Here is a 20,113-nt window from a genome sequence, read left to right on the forward strand (position 1 = left end):
GTCCCACCCGTCCGGACCGGAGGCGGCCGGCGTACCCCCGGGTTCTGCCGGTCGTGTGGCGCGGAGGTCGCGCGCTCCGTGTGGTGGTCCGCTCGGCGCGGCGGTCGCGGGGCGGCGGGTCAGAGGCCGAAGCGACCGGCCCACGCGGTCACGTCGGCGACTGTGGCGTTGCCGCCGCAGACCACCAGGCCGATCCGGGCATCGGTGCCCACCCGCTCGACCACCCGGCGGGCGGCGGGCAGCAGGCACCCGGCGGCGGGCTCGGCCCACACCTTGGCGTGCTCGGCCAACTCCAGCGTGCCCCGTACCGCCTCGGCGTCGGAGACCACGAGGACGTCGCTGACCAGTGCGGTCACATGGTCGTAGGTGAGCTGCGAGACGCTCGGCGCGCTGAGCGTGGTGACGATCGACGACAGCGGCACCTCGACCGGGCCGCCCTTCGCCAGCGCCTGCGACATCGCCTGCGCGCCCTCGGTCTCCACGCCCCAGACGCGTACCCCCGGCCGGCGCGCCCGCAGCGCCGCCGCCACACCCGAGATCAGCGCGCCCCCGCCGATGCTGACCAGCACGTCGGTCAGCTCACCGGCGTCGTCGGCCAGTTCCAGCCCGACGGTGCCCTGCCCGGCGAGCACGATCGGGTCGTCGAACGGGTGCAGCAGCGTCACGCCCTCGTCCCGCAGCCGGTTCATCAGCGCGAACGCGCCGGCCATGTCCTCGGTCAGCCGCACGTCCGCGCCGGCCGCACGGGCCACCTCGACCGCGCGGGCGGGTGCCGTGCGGGGCATCACCACAGTCGCCGCCACCCCGAGCGCCCCGGCCATCACCGCGACCGCGATGCCGTGGTTGCCGCCGCTGACCGCCACCACCCCGGCCGCCCGCTCCGCGTCGTCGAGCGCGAGCAGCTTCGCCGCCGCACCACGGGCCTTGAACGAGCCGGTACGTTGCAGCAGCTCCAGCTTGGCGGTGACCGGTACGCCGAGCAGCTCGGTCAGGCCCGGGCTGGGCACGGTCGGGGTGTGCACGACGACGTCGGCGATCCGGTCGGCGGCCGCCTGGATGTCCGCAAGCTCGATCACCACCGCAGCGTCCCACACCGGCCCTCGCGCCCTAGCCGCCCGCCCCGCCCTGCCCTCCCCGCCGCCCGCCCCTGTCGATCTTGGAGTTGTGGCACCTCGCGAACTTCGTGAAAGGGGCCTTCTGGGCGCCACAACTCCAAGATCGATGGAGGTGTCACGAGCGGGTGGCGGCTACCTCGGCGTCGCAGCGGAGGATGCAGAACTCGTTGCTCTCCGGGTCGGCGAGCACCACCCAGCCGGTGCCGTCAGAGTTGCGCCGGTCGGCCACCACCGCCGCGCCCAGCCCGGTCAGCCGGGCCAGTTCCTCGTCGCGCGTGCCCTCGACCGGGCGCAGGTCCAGGTGGATGCGGTTCTTGACCTGCTTGGCGTCCGGCACCTCGATGAAGAGCAGGCGGTGCCGCCCGTCCCGCGAGGAGATCATGCACTCCTCGTGGCCCGGCTCGTTCGGGTCGTCCGGGTCCTCGCGGTAGTCGAGGACCGATGCCCACCAGCGGGACAGGGCGTAGGCGTCGGCACAGTCCACGGTGGTGTGGGACACGTAGGAGGTCATCACCGGATCATCGCAAGTCCTGATCGCCCCGGAGCGCCCGGTCGCTCCCGGACCGGCCACCGGCTCGCGAGGTGTCAGCGCCGCCCACGGACGCATCGCCGGCCGCCAGTCCCGCGTCGAGCGCGGCCAGGAAGTCCAGCAACTCACGCCGCGCGGCCTCGTCATGCGTGCGGTGGTTCAAGAAGTCCGACGTGACGCAACGGGAGCGGTCCTCGACCACCTCGATCAGCTCGATGAGTTGAAGCCGGGCCTCGACCACCACGGCCGAGCCCACCTGGTGGCACCAGTCCTCGATCAGGTCGGGGTCCGTGGAGACGGCGTCGATCCCGCAGCACCCCACAACGCACTCGACCTCGCAGAAGGCGATGCACGTACGCAGGGGCGACGGCACGTCGACCGACACGTCCGCCATCGCCTCTCCTCCCCTGAACCCGCCGCGACAGTGACGGTTGGACATCGGGTGGAGCGCTGCGTCTCCCTCGTCAACCGCCGGCGTCAGCTGTCAGTCGTCGAACTCGAACCCGCGCGCTTCGGCGTCGTCGACCAGCCGCCGGATGCGTTCGCCGTCGGTGGCCACGGTGTTCATCAGGGCCTCCAGTTCTTGCAGCGCGCCTCGATCGGTGCCGTAGGCGCAGAACATGCCGGCCTCAGGGTCATAGGCGAACCGGCCTTCGAGCGCCGGGGCCCCGGTGCGGACGAGGACCTCCGCGACGCCTGCCCAGAAGTACCCGTTGGGCTCGTGACCAAGCTCCCCGATCACACCGTCGACTGGAGTGGTCCCGGCATCCAGCAGCAGCGAATACCGTCCGGGAGTGGTCTCGATCAGCCTGAGCAAGGTCATCTTCGAAGCCTGACAGTGGTCGGCGGTCGTGGCAAGATCAGGAAGTCTCCGTCACGCGTTCAGTTCCGCTCCTCCAGGCGGCGCGGTCATCTGCAAACCTCACACTCAACGGGCACGAGGTGCGGCGAATGTTCGATCCGGCGGGACTGTCCGGCACCACGACCGACCACGACAGCGGGGGCGACGTGAGCAGCGACGTCACGACAGTGCTGTGGCGCCCCCTGGGACAGCAGGAACTCGGTCTCGTCCGCGAGGCAGGGGGGCGCAGGTGGCCGCCACTCTCGCCGGAGCAAACTCACTTCTTCCCGATGCTCGACGAGGACTTCGCCATCAGGGCTGCGCAGAACTGGAACCTGTTCGGACCCGTGCGCTACGTCGCCCGTTTCCACGTCGAGACAGGTTTCCTGGGCCGCTACTCGACACGGTCCTTCGGCGGGTCCGCCGCTCCGATGCTGTGGATTGCAGCCGAGGAACTCGACGAGTTCAACGCGCACATCGTCGGTCCGATCGAGGTCATCCACGAATTCCGGTAGCGGGTGACCGGTTCAGACGGCACCTTCGCGCGGCGTCGTCCAGCCCAACCGGCCGCACGTCGCCGGGATCATCCGATGACCATCGACACCCGGAGTGCCCGAGGTAGGAGTTGAGGGCCTTGATGCTCTCCCCCGCATCGAGCAGCGCCGAGGCGTAGAAGTGCCGCAGCGCGTGCATGCCGGTCGACCTCGACGGCACGATGCCTGCCGCCGTGACGGCCAGTCGCCAGGCTCAACGTTGGAACGTCCTGCCAGGCCGGAGCGCCGTTCAAGAAACGTGCTTGCTGCAACCGGCTCGGTGAGGGAAGGGTGCCGCGTGTGACCAAAGCACCCGACGGCCTGAACCTTCCGCCAGGTCTCTCGTCCCAGCGACTGGGAGTGCTGACAGAGCTTGCGGCCCGGAACGATGCGGATCACGGCGAGGACTTGCTGGGCCTGGTCCTCTCCGGTTCGGTCGGCCGAGGGCTTGCCACGGAGCGCTCAGACCTGGACGTGTACGTCGTTCTCACCGACCAGGGAATGGGCGAGCGCAAGACGACCCGATCCCCTGACCTCGACGAGATCCCGGTTCCGCTCTCCCAGTTGGAAGAGGTACCCCCATTCGGGAGCGGAGGCTGGTGGTTCCGCTGGTCGTTCGCGTGGGCCCCGATCCTCCTTGACCGCACACAAGGCCGGCTGTCCTCCGCCCTTCACCGGTTGGCCACGGTGACGTCCGACGAGGCAGCGACGATTCTCGTCGAGCATGACCGCCTGGACGGGTGGCTGAACCATGCCTACCGGGCCCTGAAGAGCGACCGCGACGGACGCGACTTGGAACGCCGTCTCGATGCTGCCGAATCAGTGCCCTGGCTGCTGGACGTCATCTTCTCGCTGGCCGGACGGGTGCGTCCCTATCACAAGTACCTGCCTTGGGAACTCCGCGAACACCCCGTGCCTGAGTGGGATGCACGCGAACTCCTGTCATTGCTACAGGCCACGCTCGACGGCGATCCGGCCGCCATACGGGCAACCTTCAAGCGGGTCGAGAGCCTTTGCGCGACCTTTGACGACGAGCGTCCCGTGCCCGTGCTGACCCCCATCATCGAAGGCTGGGGAGACGAACTGCAGATCCTCAGACAGTGACCGGAGGTACCACCATCAGTCGACGCCTGAGTGATGCGTGGTCATACGCGATCCGCGAGGTCAGGTGGCGAAAGGCTGTCGCGCATCGGTCGGCGGAGGACAGGCCGGCTGCCGACGATGTCGGATCTCAGGCCCCGACGATGTGCCGGTTGCCCGATGGCCCAGGCGAGGTAGACGCGGCCCGGCAGTGTGTCTCGGAGCAAGGGGTGGTGCGGCAGCGGATCACCGTATGGGAGCCACCAGCCCGGCTGGCGTTCCACATGGAGTCGACGGATCTTGGTTTCCACCGCTACGTTGACCATCTCGGGGATCTATTCGAGATGGCCCCTGCTGGTCATGGCACGCAGGTCACCCGGACCACGACGTTGACAGTCCGCGGGTTCGGCCGCGCCGTGCTCCATCCGGCGTTATGGGTCGGATTGAAGTCGGTGCACCGCTTCGTGTTCCGCAACTGGCAGAAAATGGTGTTGTAGCCCCCTCGGCCAGGTGACGCTCACTCGCCTACTAGGTGATCGGCCCGTCTGCCGCAGAAGGAGTCCCAGAGGAACACCAGTTCAGACGACAGATGTGGGTGTCTGAGCTGGTGGGCGACGGACGAGTCGACCTGTACGCCGGATTCTGTGTCCGGCACGCCCGTAGGCGCACCGGCGGCGGCCATCCATCTCGGCCTGCCGTTGCCGGCAGGCTCCAGCGGCCTACCCGCAGACATCGGGCGGGCAGCCCTCAAGCGTCTGCGCGGGTCGTCATCTTGCGGTGACGGCCCTTTCTTGGCCTTGCTCCGGGTGGGGTTTACCGAGCCACCCCGGTCACCCGGGGTGCTGGTGGGCTCTTACCCCACCGTTTCACCCTTACCGTCCCGTTACGGGCCGGCGGTCTGTTTTCTGTGGCACTGTCCCGCGGGTCACCCCGGGTTGCCGTTAGCAACCACCCTGCCCTGTGGAGTCCGGACGTTCCTCGGCGACGGGCCGGAGCCCGTCGACGCGACCGCCCGGTCGACTCGTCCGTCGCACCCTCATCCTAACGACGCACCCACCGCGCCCATTTCCACCCCGGCCACCAGGGCTCGCCCGCCATTTCGGGGAGGTGGCGGCATCAACCGGCCCGGGACACCGCCACCTCCCCGAACTGGCGCGATGCGCGCTCGCCCGCCCGACCGACTAGCCTCGGGGGACCATGGATCTCTCCGACGCCGCGCTCCTGCTCGCCGCCGGTCTCGCCGCGGGCACTGTCAACGCGGTGGCCGGTGGGGGCTCACTGATCACGTTCCCGGCGATGATCGCCACCGGCCTGCCGCCGGTGGCGGCGAACGTCTCGAACTCGGTGTCGGTCTTCCCGGGGTACGTGGCGAGCGTGGCGGGCAGCCGGGTGGACCTGCCGCGCGGGCGGGAGCTGTGGTCGCTGCTGCCGACCGCCGTGGTCGGCACGATCGCCGGGTGCGTGCTGCTGCTGGCCACTCCCGCGCGGGCGTTCGAGCTGGTGGTGCCGTTCCTGGTGCTGGGCGCGACCGCCGTACTCGCGTTCCAGGGTCCGCTGCGCCGGCTGGTCGGCCATCCGGAACGGTTGGGCGCGCGCCGCCGTACCGTCACGGTGCAGACCATGGTCGCGCTCGGCACTGTGTACGGAGGCTACTTCGGCGCGGCCCTCGGGGTGATGCTGGTGGCCGGGTTGGCGCTGGTGCTCGACGCGACGCTGGCCCGGGTGTCGGCGGTGAAGAACCTGCTCTCCGCAGTGGTGGGGCTGACCACGCTGGTGGTGTTCGCCCTGTTCGGCCCGGTGAACTGGGCGGCCGTCGCGGTGGTCGCGCCGGCCACCCTGTTCGGCGGGTACGCGGGCGCGCGGCTGGCCCGCCGGCTTCCGCAGGTGGTGTTGAAGACGATCATCGTGGTGTTCGGCACCGCCATCGGCTTCTACCTGCTGTGGCGCGCGCTGACCTGACCCCGCCCGGCAGGACCGGACCCGTCAGTAGGCCTCCCCCACCGGCTCCTCCGGGGCGTGCTCGGCGCGGCGGGCAGCCCGGTTCCAGATGACCCGTTCGCCGTAGCCGGCTGCCATCAGATGACCGAACGCGAGGTACGCCAGCACTCCGGCGGCGAGCACTCCGAAGCCGACCCAGAACGGCAGCGCCAGGCTGTGCTCGGCCAGCTTGCCGGAGATGATCGGCGCGGGCGCGGCGGCTCCCCAGCGGACCAGGTTGAACGCGCCGGTGGCGACGCGCCGGTCGGCGGAGCCGAGCCCGAGCGCCAGGTCGGTCAGGTTGGCGTTGGCGAGGCCCATGAACAGGCCGGCCACGACGAGGACGACGAGCGACATGGCGGTGCCGGTGGAGGTGGCGAACAGGACCATGCAGACCAGCAGGCCGAGCAGGGCGACGCCGACTGTCTGCACCGCGCCGATGCGGTGGGCGAGCCGGTGCCCGATCAGCAGGATGCCGGCGGCCAGGCCGAGGCCCCAGCCGGTGAACGCGAGACCCAGCGGGATGACGTCGAGGCGCAGGAACAGCGGCGTGTAGCCGAGCACGACGAAGAAGACGAAGTTGTACGCGGCGGTGACCACGCACAGCGTCACGAACGCGGGTTTGCGGTAGGTGGCGAAGATCTGGCCGAGGCGTACCGGCTGTTGCCTGTTCACCGGTTCGCGCAGCTTACGGACGGCGACGCCGAGCGCCAGCACCATGAACACCCCGCAGACGAAGAACGGCAGCCGCCAGCTCACCTCGCCCAGCAGGCCGCCGATCAGCGGGCCGACCGCGAAGCCGAGCCCGAGGGCGGTCTCGAAGAGGCCGACCACCCATTCTCTGTCGTTCGCCAGGTTGACCAGGACCACCATGGCGGTGGCGAAGAACATCGCGTTGCCGAGGCCCCAGACGCCGCGCAGTACGGAGAGCTGCACGATGTCGTTGCTGAACGAGGCGAGGATGGCGGCCAGGCCGACGACGGAGACGCCGGTGACGAGCACCGGCTTGAACCCGAACCGCCCGCTGGCGAGCGTCGCCGGGATCATGCCGACGGCCATGACCGCGATGTACGCGGTGAAGAGCAGCTCGACCTGCCAGGCGGTGACGCCGATGGCCTCGCCGATGGCGGGCAGGATCGGGTCGACGACGGCGATGCCGGCGATGGCGAGGAACGCCACGAGCGTGGTGGCGTAGATGGCACTGCGGTTGGGCTCGGATCGGCGATCCACTCCGCAACCTCCCAGATAGCTGTATCGTACAGGTATTTTCCTTGTATCATACAGCTATGAGCGAGGACGTCCACGCCGCCGAGGTCACCCTCGGCCGGATCGAAACCGAGGTGGCGCTGCTGATGCGCCTGGGCGAGGCCACCCGCCGGGGCACCGGCACGATGGAGCACCGGCTGCTGGACCGCGCCGCGTACGTGATCCTGCGCCACCTGGACGCGACCGGCCCGCAGAACGTCTCGGCGCTCGCCGCGCGGCTGAACCTGGACGGCTCGACCGTCACCCGGCAGGTCTCCGCGCTCCAGCGCGACGGGCTGATCTCGCGTACCCCCGACCCGGCCGACGGGCGCGGCACGGTGATCTCCGCGACGGCGGCTGGCCTCCAGCGGATGGCCGCCGTCCGGGCGGCACGCACCCGGCTGTACGGCGACATCCTCGCCGCCTGGCCCGAGGCGGACCGGGAGACGCTGGCGGAGATGTTGCACCGCCTCAACGAGGCGCTCGACGCACGCAACCGCCGCCGCTGAGGTGGTGTTAGGAAGGGCCCCTTTTAATGCACGAGGCGTTAATAAGGGGCCCTTCCTTTTACGCGACCGGTTCCGGCGCGGAGTCGGCGCGGTCGGCGGAGGCCGTGACCCGCGGGTCGCCCTCGTCGGCGAAGTAGTCGTCCGGCGTGGTGCCGTCCGGCCCGTCAGCCACCTTCGCGGCGCGCAGCACCAGTGTGAGCAGCGCGGCCACCACCAGGTTCACCAGCACCGCCACGATGCCGACGTAGATGGTCTTCGGCGTGTCGAAGCCGAACTTCTCCAGCGGGAACGCCGAACCGGCGAAGTGCTTCTTCCCGGTCGCCGGGTTGCCGATCTGGTAGAGCATCCACATGCCCAGGCCCATGCCGGCCGCCCAGCCGGCGATCAGCGCGCCCCTGTGGAACCAGCGGGTGTAGAGGCCCAGCGCCACCGCCGGCAGCGTCTGGAGGATGATCACGCCGCCGATGAGCTGGAGGTCGATGGAGAACTGCGGGTCGAGGAAGACGATGCAGGCCACCGCGCCGACCTTCACCACCAGCGAGGTGATCTTCGAGACGTTCGCCTCCTGCGCGGGGGTGGCGTCCCGCTTCAGGTACTCCTTGTAGATGTTGCGGGTGAACAGGTTCGCCGCCGCGATCGACATGATCGCCGCGGGGACCAGGGCGCCGATGCCGATGGCGGCGTACGCCACCCCGGCGAACCAGTCCGGGAACTGCTGGTCGAACAGCAGCGGCACCACGGTGTTGCCGTCCGTCGTGCCCTCCTTCGCGCCGGGCAGCGGCTTCACGTTCGCCGCGATGGCCATGTAGCCGAGCAGCGCGATCAACCCCAGCAGCAGGCTGTACGCGGGCAGCGCGGACATGTTCCGCTTGATCACGTCGCGGTTCCGGCTGGCGAGCACGCCGGTGATGCTGTGCGGGTAGAGGAACAGCGCCAGCGCCGAACCGAACGCCAGCGTCACGTACTGGATCTGGTTGTTCTGGTTGAGCAGGATGCCGTCGCCGGGCGCGGGTGACGCCTGGAACTTCGCGTCGGCCGCGTCGAAGATGGCGCCCCACCCGCCGAGCTTGTACGGCAGCCAGATCACCGCGACCAGGATCACGATGTAGATCAGCGAGTCCTTGACGAACGCGATCAGCGCCGGCGCGCGCAGCCCGGACTGGTACGTGTACGCGGCCAGGATCGCGAACGCGATGATGATCGGCAGGTGCCGGGCCAGCGCGCTGTCGCCGGTGACGCCCATGGTCTTGAGCACCGCCTCGATGCCGACCAGTTGCAGGGCGATGTACGGCATGGTGGCGACGATGCCGGTGATCGCGACCAGCAGCGCCAGGATCGGCGAGCCGAACCGGGTGCGGACGAAGTCGGCGGGGGTGACGAACCCGTGCCGGTGCGAGACCGACCAGAGCCGGCACAGCACGAGGAACACCAGCGGGTAGATGACGATCGTGTACGGCACGGCGAAGAAGCCCGCCGCGCCGGCCCCGAAGATCAGCGCCGGGACCGCCACGAACGTGTACGCGGTGTAGAGGTCACCGCCGACCAGGAACCAGGTGATCCAGCCGCCGAAGCTGCGCCCGCCCAGCCCCCACTCGTCCAGGTGGGCCATGTCCGTCGGTCTGCGCCACCGGGCCGCCACGAAACCCATGGCGCTGACCAGCAGGAACAGCAGCGTGAAGACGATGATCTCGGTGAGGTGGTCCCGCCACATCAGCGGTCACCCCGCTTCTTGGTCATCTGGTAGACCAGCGTGGTGGTGCCGACGCCGAGCAGGATCCAGACCAGTTGCAGCCAGTAGAAGCGCGGGAAGCCGAACAGCCGGGGCGAGTCGGCGTTGAACAGTGCCGGGATCAGCGGCACCACGATCGGGATGAAGAGCAACCAGTTCCAGGGACTCTTGTCCTTCGCCCTGGATCGCGCCGTGTCGAGCGCCTCCGGTTCCGGTGCGGACATGTGACACCCTCCGGGCATTCGTAGCGGGCCATGTGACGGCCGGAGGCTACGACCCTGTGACGGGGGTCACGTCCGATCGGGTGATGTCGATGCGCCGAACGGCCGCCGGCATGCGCCGAGCGGCCGTCAGACGTCCGTGAGGTGGGAGGTGTCGTTCACCGAGCGGACCGCGACGCCGCCGTCCGGGTACAGGTCCAGCACCGAGATACCGGCCGTGTCCAGGTAGAGCCGGTGCAGGAACGCGTCGCCGGCGGCGAGCGCGTCGCGCAGCACCAGCTTGATCGGCGAGACGTGGGAGACCACCACGACCGTCTCCCCCGGGTACGCCGACCGCAGCCGGTCGACCGCCCGCCCGGTCCGCTCGGCCACAGTCACGAACGACTCGCCCCGCGGCGGGGCGACCCGGGTCGAGGCGAGCCAGGCGTCCAGTTCGGCCGCCCAGCCCTCGCGTACCTCGGCGAACGTGTGCCCCTCCCAGACGCCGAAGTCGCACTCGATCAGGTCGTCGTCGGTGCGTACCGGCGGGTTGCCGACCTGCGCGGCGACCGCCTCGGCGGTGGCCGTACACCTCGACAGCGGGGAACTGACCACTGCCGCGACGGACGGGGCCAGCGCGGCCACCCGGGCGGCGGTGGCCCGGGCCTGGGCCCGGCCGCGCTCGGTGAGCGGCACGTCGCCCCGGCCGGAGTAGCGCTTCTGCACGGTGCGTTCGGTTTCGCCGTGCCGCACCAGGATCAGCCGGGTGGCCTCCTCGGTCGGGCGCGGCTCCCAGGAGGCGGGCGTGGTGGCCGGGTCGGTGCCGGTGGCGCGCACGACAGTCGCCTCCCGCGCCTCGGCCGCCGCCGGTGCCGGTGCGGCGCCGGACGCGGCAGCGTCCATGGCCGCGTTGGCGAGCGCGTCGGCGTGCCGGTTGCGCTCCCGGGGCACCCAGGTGAACCGTACGGCGGCGAAGCGGCTGACCAGCCCGGCCGCCTGGGCGGCGAGCGGACGCAGCCCAGGGTGCTTGATCTGCCAGCGGCCGCACATCTGCTCGACCACCAGCTTGGAGTCCATCCGCGCCTCGACCTCGGCCGCACCCAGCTCGGCGGCGGCCTCCAGCCCGGCGATCAGGCCCCGGTACTCGGCCACGTTGTTCGTCGCTGTACCGATCGACTCGGACCGCTCGGCCAGCACCTCGCCGGTCTCCGGATCCCGGACCACAGCGCCGTAACCGGCCGGACCGGGATTGCCCCGGGAGCCGCCGTCGGCCTCGATCACGACCGCGCGCACCGCCACGGCGGTTACAGGCCCGACTCGTTGGTCCGGACCATGATCCGCCGGCACTCCTCACAGCGCACCACGTCGTCCGGGTCGGCCTTGCGGATCCGGGCCAGGTCGGCGCCGGACAGCTCCAGCCGGCAGCCGCCGCAGCGGCCACCGGTCAGCAGCGCGGCACCCAGGCCGGTGTCCTCGCGGATCTTGTCGTAGAGGCCGACCAGGTCCGACGGGAGGTCACCGGCGAGCGGCTGGCGGGAGGTGCGCTTGAACTCCTCCTCCTTGGCGATCTCCGCCAGGGTGTCGTCGCGGCGCTGCTCGGTCGCGGCGCGGCGCTCGCGGGCCTCGGTGAGCCGGCTCTCGATGCCGTCGAGCACGCCCTGCGCGGTCTCCCGCTGCTCCATCAGCTCCAGCTCGGCGTCCTCCAGGTCGCTCTGCCGGCGGTTCAGCGAGACCAGCTCGTGCTGGATCGCCTCCAGCTCGCGGGCCGGGCCGCTGCCCGAGGCGAGCCGGGCCTCGTCCTTGCTCTTACGCGCCCGCACCTGGTCGACGTCCTTCTCGATCCGGGCGATGTCCCGATCCAGGTCGTCGACTGCCACCTGGGCGCGGACCCGCTCGTCCTCCAGCGCGGACAGCTCACGCGCCAGGGCCTCCAGCTCGGCACGCTCCGGCAGGGTGCGGCGGCGGTGCGCGAGCTGGGCCAGCGCGGTGTCGATCGCCTGGAGGTCGAGCAGGCGGCGCTGCACCTTCGGGTCAGCCTTCACGTCGGGGCTCCTTGTCGTCCGGCCGGGGCGCGGCGGCGTGCACGGTCCACGGGTCGGTGTCCAGGTCGGACACCACGGTCTCGACGTCCAGCTCGGCGGCCAGGTAGGCGGCCAGGTCGTCCAGCCAGGGTCGCTCCGTCGCCCAGTGGGCGGCGTCCAGCAGCGCCGGGCCACCGGCGGCGAGGTGTTCCCCGGCCGGGTGGTGGCGCAGGTCCGCGGTGAGGAACGCGTCCACCCCGGCCGCGGTCGCCTCGGCGAGGAAGCCGTCCCCCGAGCCGCCGCTGACGGCGAGGGTACGAACCATACGCCCGGGATCCCCGGCGGCGCGAACTCCCCAGGCGGTGACCGGGAGCACGGCGGCGGCCAGCCGGGTCAGCTCGGCGAGCGTCATCGGGGCGGGCAGCTCACCGATGCGGCCGATGCCCCGGCCGGGCCCGGCGGCGGGCGAGCCGGGGCGGGGCGGGTGCAGCGGGCGCAGCCCGGTCAGCCCGAACCGGGCGGCGAGCGCGTCGGACACCCCGGGATCGGCCACGTCGGCGTTGGTGTGCGCCACGTGCAGGGCGACATCCGCCTTGATCAACCGGTGCACGATCCGGCCCTTGTACGTGGTGGCCGCCACCGAGGAGACGCCGCGCAGCAGCAGCGGGTGGTGCGCGACGATCATGTCCGCGCCGGCGTCGAGCGCCTCGTCCACGGTCTCCGGGACCACGTCCACCACGCAGGCGACCCGGCGTACCGGGTGGTCGGGCTCGCCCAGCACCAGGCCGACCCGATCCCATTCCTCGGCCCAGGCGGGCGGATAACGGCGGTCCAGCGCGGCCACCACGTCGGCGACGGTTGTCCTCACGGGCGGCCAGCTTACCGGCGTCCGTGCCGGTACACGCCGAGCGCCGCCGGGCGCGGCCCCCGGCGTCCGCCGAGGGCCGTGCCCATCGCGCCTCTCAGCCGACCGGGGCGACCGGCCGGTCCGCGCCGCGCAGGGCGGCCAGGCCGGCGTCCCAGGGGAAGGCGTCCGCGCGCCGGTCCCCCGTGCCGGGCGGATGCAGGCGTACGACGTGGTCGCCGAACACCACCCGGACGCCCCACTGCCCGAGCCGGTCGAGGCTGGCCCGGAACGCCGGGTGCGCGGCCATCGCCTCGTTCGTGTACGGGACGGCGGCGATCGGCACCCCCATCCCCTGCGCCTCGACCAGCAGCCCGAGCGCCAGGGTGTCGGTGATGCCGACCGCCCACTTGTTGATCGTGTTGACGGTGGCCGGGCACACCAGCATCGCGTCGGCCGGGGGCAGCACGTCCGGGTCACCCGGGTTCTTGTAGTGCGTACGCACCGGGTGGCCGGTCTGCCGGGCCAGCTCCGTCCGGTCGACGAACTTCGCGCCGTCCGGCGTGGTGACGACGCAGACCGTCCAGTCCTCCCGCTGGGCGAGGTCGACCAGCCGGCCGACGTGACGGGCCAGCGGCGAACCGCAGGCGATGACGTAGAGCACCCGCCGGTGCCCGTTGGCGGTCTCCGGACCGCTCATACTCCGACTCCCATGTGCTCAGCCAACTCCGCGATCGGCGGAGGCGGCGCACCACGTGTGCGACGGAGAATCTCGGACATCAGTTCGTGCGCTATCGGCCGGCACCGGATCTCGGAGGGCGCGAGCCGGTCGCCGCGCAGCAGCATGTCCCCGGCGTTGGCGACGTCACCGATCTGGGAGTAGCCCCGGGCCAGGTCGAGCAGGTGGTGCGCGCGCCGCTCCGGCAGCAGCGCGTTGAACGCGGGCTCGGCCAGCCGCATGTGGGTCTCCACCGCCCGGCCGCCGTCACCCAGTTCGACCGCCGCCGCCGCGCGGTGCAGCTCCAGGTTGGTCGGGCCGAAGGAGGTCCAGTAGTGGTTGTGGTCGCCGCCGAGCAGCTTGGCCGCCTCGTCGGCGCCCGCGAGCAGGTCGTCCACTGTCGCCGAGTCACCGATCCGGGCGGCGGCCATCGCGCCCTGGAGCAGCAGCATCCCGTACACCGAGAGCCGTTCCGGCCGGACGTCGTTGTCGCCGCCGGGCGCGAGCCGGCCCGCGATGCGGACGTTCAGCTCCAGCGCCGGGCGGGGGCGGCCCATCGCGACGAGCGCGTTGCAGACGCGCGTGGTGGCGATGCCGGCCAGCAGCGGGTCGTCGGCGCGCTGGGCCACCGCCATCGACCGGTCGGCGGCGAGCCAGGCCAGGTCGCACTCGCCGAGCTTGCGCAGCACCGAGGAGGCGATCTGGTAGACCTGCCCGAGCAGGTGGGCGGCCTCGCGTACCTGGTCACCGGCGGCGTAGCCGGCGTCCGCCGCCTGGGCGTCGCGCAGCAGCTTCGGCAGCGCGCGGGTGAGCATCCCGTAGCGGCCGTACTGGTAGGTGAGCCAGGCGTGGTTCACGGCCTTGCGCATGTCGGCCAGCGGCGGGGGGTAGGGCGCCGCGTCGAAGTAGGCGCTCATCGAGTCGTACCGCTCCAGGGCGGTGCGGATCTCCTCCACCTCGACCTGGTCGATGCAGTTGAGCGCGTCGGTACGCCGTTCCGGATCCTTGCCGTGCAGCAACTGCACGTCGATCTGAAGGATGTCGGCGATCTCGTAGAGCACGGAGAACTTGTCCAGCCGGCGGACGCCGCGCTCCACCTTGTCCACCCAGCTCTTGGACTTGCCGAGCCGGTCGGCGAAGACCTGCTGGGACATCTTGCGGCGGCTCCGCCAGTACGCCACCCGCCGGCCTATGGGCAGTTCGTCCATTCCCGCTCCCTCCCCCTCACGGCGCCGGCCGGTCCCCCCACGTCCCCCAGGCTCGCGCCGATCGCACAGGTTGTGCGTCCACCGTCCAGCCAGTTCTCGTAGTTTTCGTGCAAGTTGCACCGACCGTTAGTCACCTCAACGAGCGCGGGTTACGGCAGTGACGGCTTTCGACGTGTGGCTTGTGGACGGTTCGGGCTTGTGGACGGTTCGGCTTGTGGACGGTTCGGCGGGACCAGAGGGGACGACAGACATGTGGAGGAACGTCCGACCGCGCGTCGCTCACCTCTCGCCGCTGGAACGGGTCCGGCTGCGCCGGATCGCGGTGCGGTACGCGCTGCACGGTTGGCCGGTCACCCCCGGCGCCTGCCTGGCCAACAGCCGCTTCGTGTGCGGCCGGGCCGGCTGTCCCACAGTGGGCTGCCACCCGGCCCTGGAGGACTGGGAGCACGCCGCCAGCGCCGACCCGGCCCGGGTGGCCACCTGGTGGCGCAGCCGCCCGCACGGCATCCTGCTGCCCACCGGCCGCGCCTTCGACGTCCTGGAGGTCGCCGCCCACCTCGGCCGGCAGGTCCTGGACGCGGTCGCCACCCATCCCGCCGGGTTCGGCGTACGCGGGCCCGCGCTGGTCACCCCGACCGGCCGCTGGATGTTCCTGGTCCGCCCCGGCGACCCGCTGCGGCCCGAACTGGAGCACTGCTTCCACGTGGTCCGCCACGGGCCCGGCTCGTGGATCCCGGCCCCGCCGACCCGGCTGCCCGAGGGGACGGTGCGCTGGGTGGTCGCCCCGGAGCAGGCCCGCTGGCAGCTACCCGACTCGTACCTGGTGCAGAACGCGCTGATCGCCGCGTTACGGGCGGCCGGGGTGACGCTCGGCGCCGACCTGTTCCCCGGCCATCTCCCGCTGCCCCGCCGGGGCCGCTGATCTCGGCACCCGGCCGGTGCTGCCGCAACGCGTGCGTCCTCCCTGGTCACGGCGGCTGCGGTGACCCGGACGGGTGGCCGACAGCGACCTCACCGGCACCGGACTCGTTGAACCTGGCGAGGGCGCGTGTGCGCCAGAGCGGGGGTTTGACCATGTCCAGGGACGACGCTGCCCGCCACACCGGCGGTACCGAGCCGGCGCGGCCCCGCCGCCGCCTGCACCCGTGGGCCTTCACGCGCCCCCTGGGCGTCCGCCCCGGCCGCCCCCGCCCCACCGGTTCCCGCCCCGCCATCCTCCACCGCCCCCTCCGCTGACCCCGCCTCTCCTCTCCCTCCCAGCCCGCGCCTCGCCCGACGCCCCGTTGATCATGAAGTTGGCGGTGCGACACGCCGGGCGGCGGTGCCGCTAACTTCATGATCGACGGGGCAAGGGGCGGGCGGAGGGCGAGCTGGCAGGGCGGGTCAGGAAGGCTGCGGGGTGGGGAGGGTGCGGGAGTGGTGCTGGTGAGCGTCGTCCGTCACCACGGCGTGCTGCCAGGGGGACGGTAGGCGGTCCAGCCAGGCCAGGCCCGGCCCGCCCATCGCCACCGCGGCTGTCGCGTACGCGTCGGCCACACCCAGGTCCGGGCCCACCACCGTCACCGAGCGCAGGCCCGCCGCCGGTACGCCCCGGCGCGGGTCCAGCACGTGGTGGCCGCGCTCGTACACGCCCGACGTGGCGACCGCCAGGTCGGTGCCGGTCAGCACCAGACAGATCGCCGCCGCGTCCCACGGATGCCGCACCCCGATCCGCCACGGCTCGCCTGTCGCGTCGTGGCCGCGTACGCGCACGTCGCCGCCCGCGTTCACACAGTGGTTAGGTGCGCCGGCGGCGACCAGCCGGTCCGAGGCGACCTGCGCCGCCCAGCCCTTGACGTAGCCGGACGGGTCGAGCCGACCGGTCGCGTACGCGTCGAAGAACCCGTCGGTGGCGGTCCACAGGTCGGCGCAGGCGGCCAGCACGGCCCGCAGGTCGGCGGAGGCGTCGGCGGCCCGCAGGTCGCCCCGGTCCAGCCGGCACACCTCGCTGTCGTCCCGGTACGTGCTGAACCGCGCGTCCACCTCGCGCAGCCAGCCGAACGTGTCCTCCGCCAGCTCGTGCAGCGTGGCGGCGGGCAGGTCGTCGGCCAGGTCGAGGCTGATCGCCGTACCCATGACGTGTTCCACCCGGCGCAGGCCGGGGCGAACGGCGGAGGCCGGGACGGTCACGCCTTGTCCAGCGCGCCCTGCAACGACTGCTTGTACGCGGTGCTGGTGTAGGTGGCCCCGGACACCGTGCTCAGGTTGGCGCTCTGCCGGGCCACCACCTCGCCGGAGGTGCCGCTGTAGCGGGCCTGCACGTCGTCGCTGCGCTGCCCGGACTGCCCACCCAGCGGCAGTCCGATCGCGGTGGCGTCGACGATGCGGCTGCCGCTGAGCGTGATCCGGACCTGGAGCGAGCCGTACTCGTAGGTGACCGACGGCCCGGTCACCGTGCGGGTGGTGACCTTCGGCGCGCTGGTGGTGGTCCGCGGCGCGGCGGGTGCGGTGCTGGTGCGGGTGCCGCCCCGGCTGGCCGCGCTGCGGTCGGCGGACGGCTTCGGGGTGGGCTTCGACGAGGCGCGCGGCGACGGGGTGACGGCGCCGGGCGCGGAGCCGGTGGGCGACGGTGGCTCGGGCGCGGCCGAGCCACCGGGGGCGACCGGTGCGAGCGCGGCCGGTACGTCCGCTCCGGCCTGCCCGGCGCCCGGCGCGCCCTTGAGCACCACCAGCGCGGTGGTGCCGGCGGCCAGGCCGGTGATCGCGAGCAGCGCGCGACGCATGGCGGTGCCTCTCCTACAGCTCGAACGCGGTCAGGTGGATCTGGCGGCGGGGCACGCCCGCCGCCCGCAGCGCGGCGACCGCCTCGTCGACCAGGCCGCCGGGGCCGCACAGGTAGACGTCGCGGCGGGTCAGGTCGGGCACGAGCCGGCGCAGGCCCTCGGGGTTCATCACCTGGCGGGGGCCGGGGTCGTCGCGGCGGCCGACGACGTACCAGACGGAGGTGTGCCGGGCCTGTGCGAGCCAGTCCAGCTCCTGGTGCAGCAGCACGTCGGCGGGGGTACGCGCCCGGTAGATCAGCGCCGCGCCGGGCGGCAGTTCCTCCAGCATCGCGCGCAGCGGCGCGATGCCGCTGCCTCCGGCGATGAGCAGCGCCCGTTCCCGGGTGCGGTGCGCGGCGGTGAACGTACCGGAGGGGCCCTGCGCCCAGACCCGGGTGCCGGGCGTGAGGTCGCGCAGTTCGGCGGTGTAGCCGCCGACGACCTTGACGGTGATCCGCAGCCACCGGTCGTTGGCGGCGGCGGAGACGGAGAACGGGTGCGACTGCCACCAGCAGCCGGGGTTGAGGAAGCGCCAGCGGAAGAACTGGCCGCCGAGCAGGTCGATCTGGTTGAGCCGCTGCCCGGTCAGGTAGACCGAGACGGTGTCCGGGCTCTCCGCCACCACGTCGGCGACGCGCAGCCGGTGCCGCAGGTTGAACACCAGCGGCGCGAGCATCCGGCCCCACACCAGCGCGGCCACGACCAGCAGGTACGCGGCGATCCAGCCGGTACGCACCGGGCCGGGCTCGTAGAGCTGCGCGCCGTTGCTGAACTGGTGCGCGTAGCCGAGCAGCAGCGTGAGGTAGCTGGCGGCGTGCAGCAGGTGCCACAGCTCGTACGGCAGGCGTCGCCGCACGGCGCGTACCGCGGTGAACGCGACAGTGACCAGGATGCCCGCGGCGACGAACGCAGTGACCATGTCCTCGTAGTCGGTCAGCAGCGCACCGACCTCGCCGAGCACCGTCTTGCGTTCCTGGCGGGCGTAGCCGACCACCAGCAGCGACATGTGCGCGAGCACCGCCACCAGCAGCGTCGCGCCGAGATCCCGGTGCAGCCGGGAGATCCGCTCGCCGCCGAGCGCGCGTTCCAGCACGCCGAGCCGGCTCATCATCAGCACCTGGACCAGCAGCAGGTAACCGGCGATCAGCCCGGTGATCCGGCCGCCCGCGGTGAGCAGGTCGGCGGTGTCGGCGAGCGATCCGGACGGGGTGTCCAGCCACCACGGTCCGACCGCGGCGACCAGGCCCAGCCAGAAGACCGCGGCCAGCGCACGCCGGCCGCCGGGTCCGCGACGCGGACGACCCGGGGGTACGGGGGCAGCCGGACGGCCGCCGTACGGGGCGGGATGCCCGGTACGGCGGCCGGCGGCGCGGATGTCCTGGTACGTCACGCGTAGATCTTGACCGGGGTGAACTTCTGCCGGGGGAAGACCTTGTCCACCTGGGCGGTGGTGAGGCCGAAGCGGCCCTGCGCGACCGATCCGTAGACGTTGAACATGTTGTTGTATTCCGGCACGTCGCCGCTGTCCAGCTTGTCCAGTCCGTTCCAGGTGCCGAGCAGCGAACCGGCGAGCTTGCGGCCGGACAGCACGGTGACCACGCCGCCGTGCCCGTGGTCGGTGCCGCCGCCGTTCGAGCCGACCCGCCGGCCGAACTCGCTGGACACCATGATGGTCACGTCCGCCGCCCGGTCGCCCAGGTCGGTGAAGAAGGCGGCCATCGCGTTCGCCAGCTCGTTGAGCCGCCGCCAGAGCTGGCCGCCCTCGCGGGTGCCCTGGTTCTCGTGGGTGTCGTAGCCGCCCATGCCGACCGTGGCCACCCGCACGTTCGCGCCGCCCTTGATGAGCTGGGCGAGCTGCTTGAACGCGTTCCCGACGCCCTGGTACTCGACGCCCTCGGCGGCGGCGTACGGCTTGGCGGCGAGCTTCTGGGCGGTGGCGAGCGCGCCCATGCCCTCGATGACCGCCTCCTCGACCGGGTGGTTGATGCCGGTGAACAGGCCGCGGATCGCCTTCTCGGTGGCCGCCCGGAACCTGTCGTCGCCGTTGAGCCGCAGGTCGCCGACGCTGTTGAGGGAGATCGCGCCGTTCACGCCGACGAGCGAGCGGGGCAGCGTGCTGCCGATGCCGACGCTGCGGAACGCGGTGCCCTTGCCGAGCGAGTCGACCAGGCTGTCCAGCCAGCCCCGGCCGCCGGTCTCACCGGGCAGGCCGCCCAGGTTGCAGGCGTCGGCGGCCTGGAAGTGGCTGCGGGACAGCCGCGGGTCGGACACGGCCGGCACGAAGCCGAGCTGCCCGGCCTTGAGCCACTTCTCCAGCGGCGCGAACGCGCTGGTCAGCTTGAAGCCGCGGGCCAGTGCCAGCGAGTCGTCACCGAGCAGCAGGTCGGGGCGCGCCTTGGCGAGCACCGGGTCGTCGGCCGGTGCGACAAGGCTCAGCCCGTCCAGCCCGCCGTAGAGGAAGACGTGGATCAGCGTGCCGGTCTTGGTCGCGGCGAACGACGCCGAGGTGGTGACGAACTGCGCCGTCGCGAGCGCGGTCGCGGTCGCGGCGGCGCCGGCGACGAAGGTACGCCGGGTGACGCCCCGGCCGTCCTGCTGCGCCTCCTCGATCTCCTCCAGCCGGCGGTACCGGTCGGTCTCGGCCGCGTTCTCGGCCGCGACGATGTCCGCCTCCGCGCGCAGCAGCGCCTCGGCCGGGTTGTCGGCCAGCCGCCGCAGGTCGGGGCATTCGGGGTGCAGGGGGTACGGGTTCACGGTCATCTC

Annotated in this window: 22 protein-coding genes and 1 other RNA gene; 6 read left to right on the forward strand and 17 right to left on the reverse strand. The window is 72.0% G+C overall.

Going from position 1 to position 20,113, the window contains the following annotated elements:
* Positions 1–119: 119 nt before the first annotated feature.
* The 4 genes from ACPCK6_RS08365 to ACPCK6_RS08380 all read right to left on the reverse strand — a co-directional run bounded on the left by ACPCK6_RS08365 (position 120) and on the right by ACPCK6_RS08380 (position 2,467).
* Positions 120–1,076, reverse strand: a complete 957-nt coding sequence (locus tag ACPCK6_RS08365; RefSeq protein ID WP_423480785.1) for a threonine/serine dehydratase family protein — start codon at positions 1,074–1,076, stop codon at positions 120–122.
* Positions 1,077–1,230: 154 nt separating this feature from the next.
* Complete coding sequence (locus tag ACPCK6_RS08370) at positions 1,231–1,626, reverse strand: VOC family protein (protein WP_396884039.1); 396 nt, start codon at positions 1,624–1,626, stop codon at positions 1,231–1,233.
* A gap of 7 nt (positions 1,627–1,633) precedes the next feature.
* Positions 1,634–2,038, reverse strand: a complete 405-nt coding sequence (locus tag ACPCK6_RS08375) for a DUF6331 family protein (protein WP_423480786.1) — start codon at positions 2,036–2,038, stop codon at positions 1,634–1,636.
* A 90-nt stretch (positions 2,039–2,128) separates the two neighbouring features.
* The gene (locus ACPCK6_RS08380) at positions 2,129–2,467 is read right to left on the reverse strand and encodes an immunity 51 family protein (protein WP_423480787.1); all 339 of its coding nucleotides are present in this window, start codon (positions 2,465–2,467) and stop codon (positions 2,129–2,131) included.
* Between the two features lie 128 nt (positions 2,468–2,595).
* On the opposite strand from ACPCK6_RS08380, the gene ACPCK6_RS08385 reads away from it, so the two are divergent.
* From ACPCK6_RS08385 to ACPCK6_RS08395, 3 genes are all read left to right on the forward strand, one after another.
* Complete coding sequence (locus ACPCK6_RS08385; RefSeq protein ID WP_396884036.1) at positions 2,596–3,000, forward strand: ADP-ribosylation/crystallin J1; 405 nt, start codon at positions 2,596–2,598, stop codon at positions 2,998–3,000.
* Positions 3,001–3,318: 318 nt separating this feature from the next.
* Positions 3,319–4,122, forward strand: coding sequence for a nucleotidyltransferase domain-containing protein (locus tag ACPCK6_RS08390; RefSeq protein ID WP_423480788.1), 804 nt, complete (start codon positions 3,319–3,321; stop codon positions 4,120–4,122).
* Between the two features lie 209 nt (positions 4,123–4,331).
* Positions 4,332–4,595: a hypothetical protein gene (locus ACPCK6_RS08395; protein WP_423480789.1), complete on the forward strand. Its 264-nt coding sequence runs from the start codon at positions 4,332–4,334 to the stop codon at positions 4,593–4,595.
* 118 nt (positions 4,596–4,713) lie between these two features.
* On the opposite strand, the gene rnpB is transcribed toward ACPCK6_RS08395, so the two are convergent.
* Positions 4,714–5,122, reverse strand: an RNA gene (gene rnpB / locus ACPCK6_RS08400) — RNase P RNA component class A.
* A 173-nt stretch (positions 5,123–5,295) separates the two neighbouring features.
* Between rnpB and ACPCK6_RS08405 the strand changes: the two genes are divergently transcribed.
* Positions 5,296–6,057: a sulfite exporter TauE/SafE family protein gene (locus ACPCK6_RS08405; protein WP_396884034.1), complete on the forward strand. Its 762-nt coding sequence runs from the start codon at positions 5,296–5,298 to the stop codon at positions 6,055–6,057.
* Between the two features lie 24 nt (positions 6,058–6,081).
* On the opposite strand, the gene ACPCK6_RS08410 is transcribed toward ACPCK6_RS08405, so the two are convergent.
* The gene (locus tag ACPCK6_RS08410) at positions 6,082–7,305 is read right to left on the reverse strand and encodes an MFS transporter (RefSeq protein ID WP_396884033.1); all 1,224 of its coding nucleotides are present in this window, start codon (positions 7,303–7,305) and stop codon (positions 6,082–6,084) included.
* 56 nt (positions 7,306–7,361) lie between these two features.
* On the opposite strand from ACPCK6_RS08410, the gene ACPCK6_RS08415 reads away from it, so the two are divergent.
* Positions 7,362–7,829 carry a MarR family winged helix-turn-helix transcriptional regulator gene (locus ACPCK6_RS08415; RefSeq protein WP_396884032.1) on the forward strand — a complete coding sequence of 156 codons (468 nt, stop codon included), beginning with the start codon at positions 7,362–7,364 and terminating at the stop codon, positions 7,827–7,829.
* A 58-nt stretch (positions 7,830–7,887) separates the two neighbouring features.
* Here the strand turns inward: ACPCK6_RS08415 and mctP are convergent, their stop codons facing one another.
* The 7 genes from mctP to ACPCK6_RS08450 form a co-directional block, all read right to left on the reverse strand.
* Positions 7,888–9,540 carry a monocarboxylate uptake permease MctP gene (gene mctP, locus ACPCK6_RS08420; protein WP_396884031.1) on the reverse strand — a complete coding sequence of 551 codons (1,653 nt, stop codon included), beginning with the start codon at positions 9,538–9,540 and terminating at the stop codon, positions 7,888–7,890.
* Positions 9,540–9,782: a DUF3311 domain-containing protein gene (locus tag ACPCK6_RS08425; protein ID WP_013287785.1), complete on the reverse strand. Its 243-nt coding sequence runs from the start codon at positions 9,780–9,782 to the stop codon at positions 9,540–9,542. The genes mctP and ACPCK6_RS08425 overlap by 1 nt, the downstream gene beginning before the upstream one ends.
* A 126-nt stretch (positions 9,783–9,908) precedes the next feature.
* Positions 9,909–11,057, reverse strand: a complete 1,149-nt coding sequence (locus tag ACPCK6_RS08430; RefSeq protein WP_423480790.1) for a bifunctional RNase H/acid phosphatase — start codon at positions 11,055–11,057, stop codon at positions 9,909–9,911.
* 5 nt (positions 11,058–11,062) lie between these two features.
* The gene (locus tag ACPCK6_RS08435) at positions 11,063–11,800 is read right to left on the reverse strand and encodes a zinc ribbon domain-containing protein (RefSeq protein ID WP_423480791.1); all 738 of its coding nucleotides are present in this window, start codon (positions 11,798–11,800) and stop codon (positions 11,063–11,065) included.
* Positions 11,790–12,647: a Nif3-like dinuclear metal center hexameric protein gene (locus ACPCK6_RS08440; RefSeq protein WP_396884029.1), complete on the reverse strand. Its 858-nt coding sequence runs from the start codon at positions 12,645–12,647 to the stop codon at positions 11,790–11,792. The genes ACPCK6_RS08435 and ACPCK6_RS08440 overlap by 11 nt, the downstream gene beginning before the upstream one ends.
* A gap of 94 nt (positions 12,648–12,741) precedes the next feature.
* A complete protein-coding gene (locus tag ACPCK6_RS08445; protein WP_282310753.1) occupies positions 12,742–13,323 on the reverse strand; it encodes a flavoprotein in 582 nt (193 codons plus the stop codon).
* On the reverse strand, positions 13,320–14,549 hold the full coding sequence (locus tag ACPCK6_RS08450; RefSeq protein ID WP_355508168.1) for a helix-turn-helix domain-containing protein: 1,230 nt from the start codon (positions 14,547–14,549) through the stop codon (positions 13,320–13,322). The genes ACPCK6_RS08445 and ACPCK6_RS08450 overlap by 4 nt, the downstream gene beginning before the upstream one ends.
* A 250-nt stretch (positions 14,550–14,799) precedes the next feature.
* Between ACPCK6_RS08450 and ACPCK6_RS08455 the strand changes: the two genes are divergently transcribed.
* Entirely contained in the window at positions 14,800–15,471 is a 672-nt protein-coding gene (locus ACPCK6_RS08455) for a bifunctional DNA primase/polymerase (RefSeq protein ID WP_355508170.1), read from the forward strand.
* A 461-nt stretch (positions 15,472–15,932) separates the two neighbouring features.
* Here ACPCK6_RS08455 and ACPCK6_RS08460 read toward each other — a convergent pair whose 3' ends face one another.
* Genes ACPCK6_RS08460 through ACPCK6_RS08475 form a run of 4 tightly spaced genes read right to left on the reverse strand, consistent with a single transcriptional unit; the run spans position 15,933 to position 20,110 of the window.
* A complete protein-coding gene (locus ACPCK6_RS08460; RefSeq protein ID WP_423480824.1) occupies positions 15,933–16,664 on the reverse strand; it encodes an FAD:protein FMN transferase in 732 nt (243 codons plus the stop codon).
* 50 nt (positions 16,665–16,714) lie between these two features.
* On the reverse strand, positions 16,715–17,311 hold the full coding sequence (locus ACPCK6_RS08465) for an FMN-binding protein (protein ID WP_396884028.1): 597 nt from the start codon (positions 17,309–17,311) through the stop codon (positions 16,715–16,717).
* Between the two features lie 13 nt (positions 17,312–17,324).
* Entirely contained in the window at positions 17,325–18,740 is a 1,416-nt protein-coding gene (locus ACPCK6_RS08470; RefSeq protein WP_423480792.1) for a ferredoxin reductase family protein, read from the reverse strand.
* Positions 18,737–20,110: a DUF1501 domain-containing protein gene (locus ACPCK6_RS08475; RefSeq protein ID WP_396884054.1), complete on the reverse strand. Its 1,374-nt coding sequence runs from the start codon at positions 20,108–20,110 to the stop codon at positions 18,737–18,739. Before ACPCK6_RS08475 ends, ACPCK6_RS08470 begins: the two co-directional genes overlap by 4 nt.
* Positions 20,111–20,113 lie beyond the last annotated feature (3 nt).

Source organism: Micromonospora sp. AB353 (genome assembly GCF_049538395.1).
Classification (GTDB): Bacteria; Actinomycetota; Actinomycetes; order Mycobacteriales; family Micromonosporaceae; genus Micromonospora; species Micromonospora aurantiaca.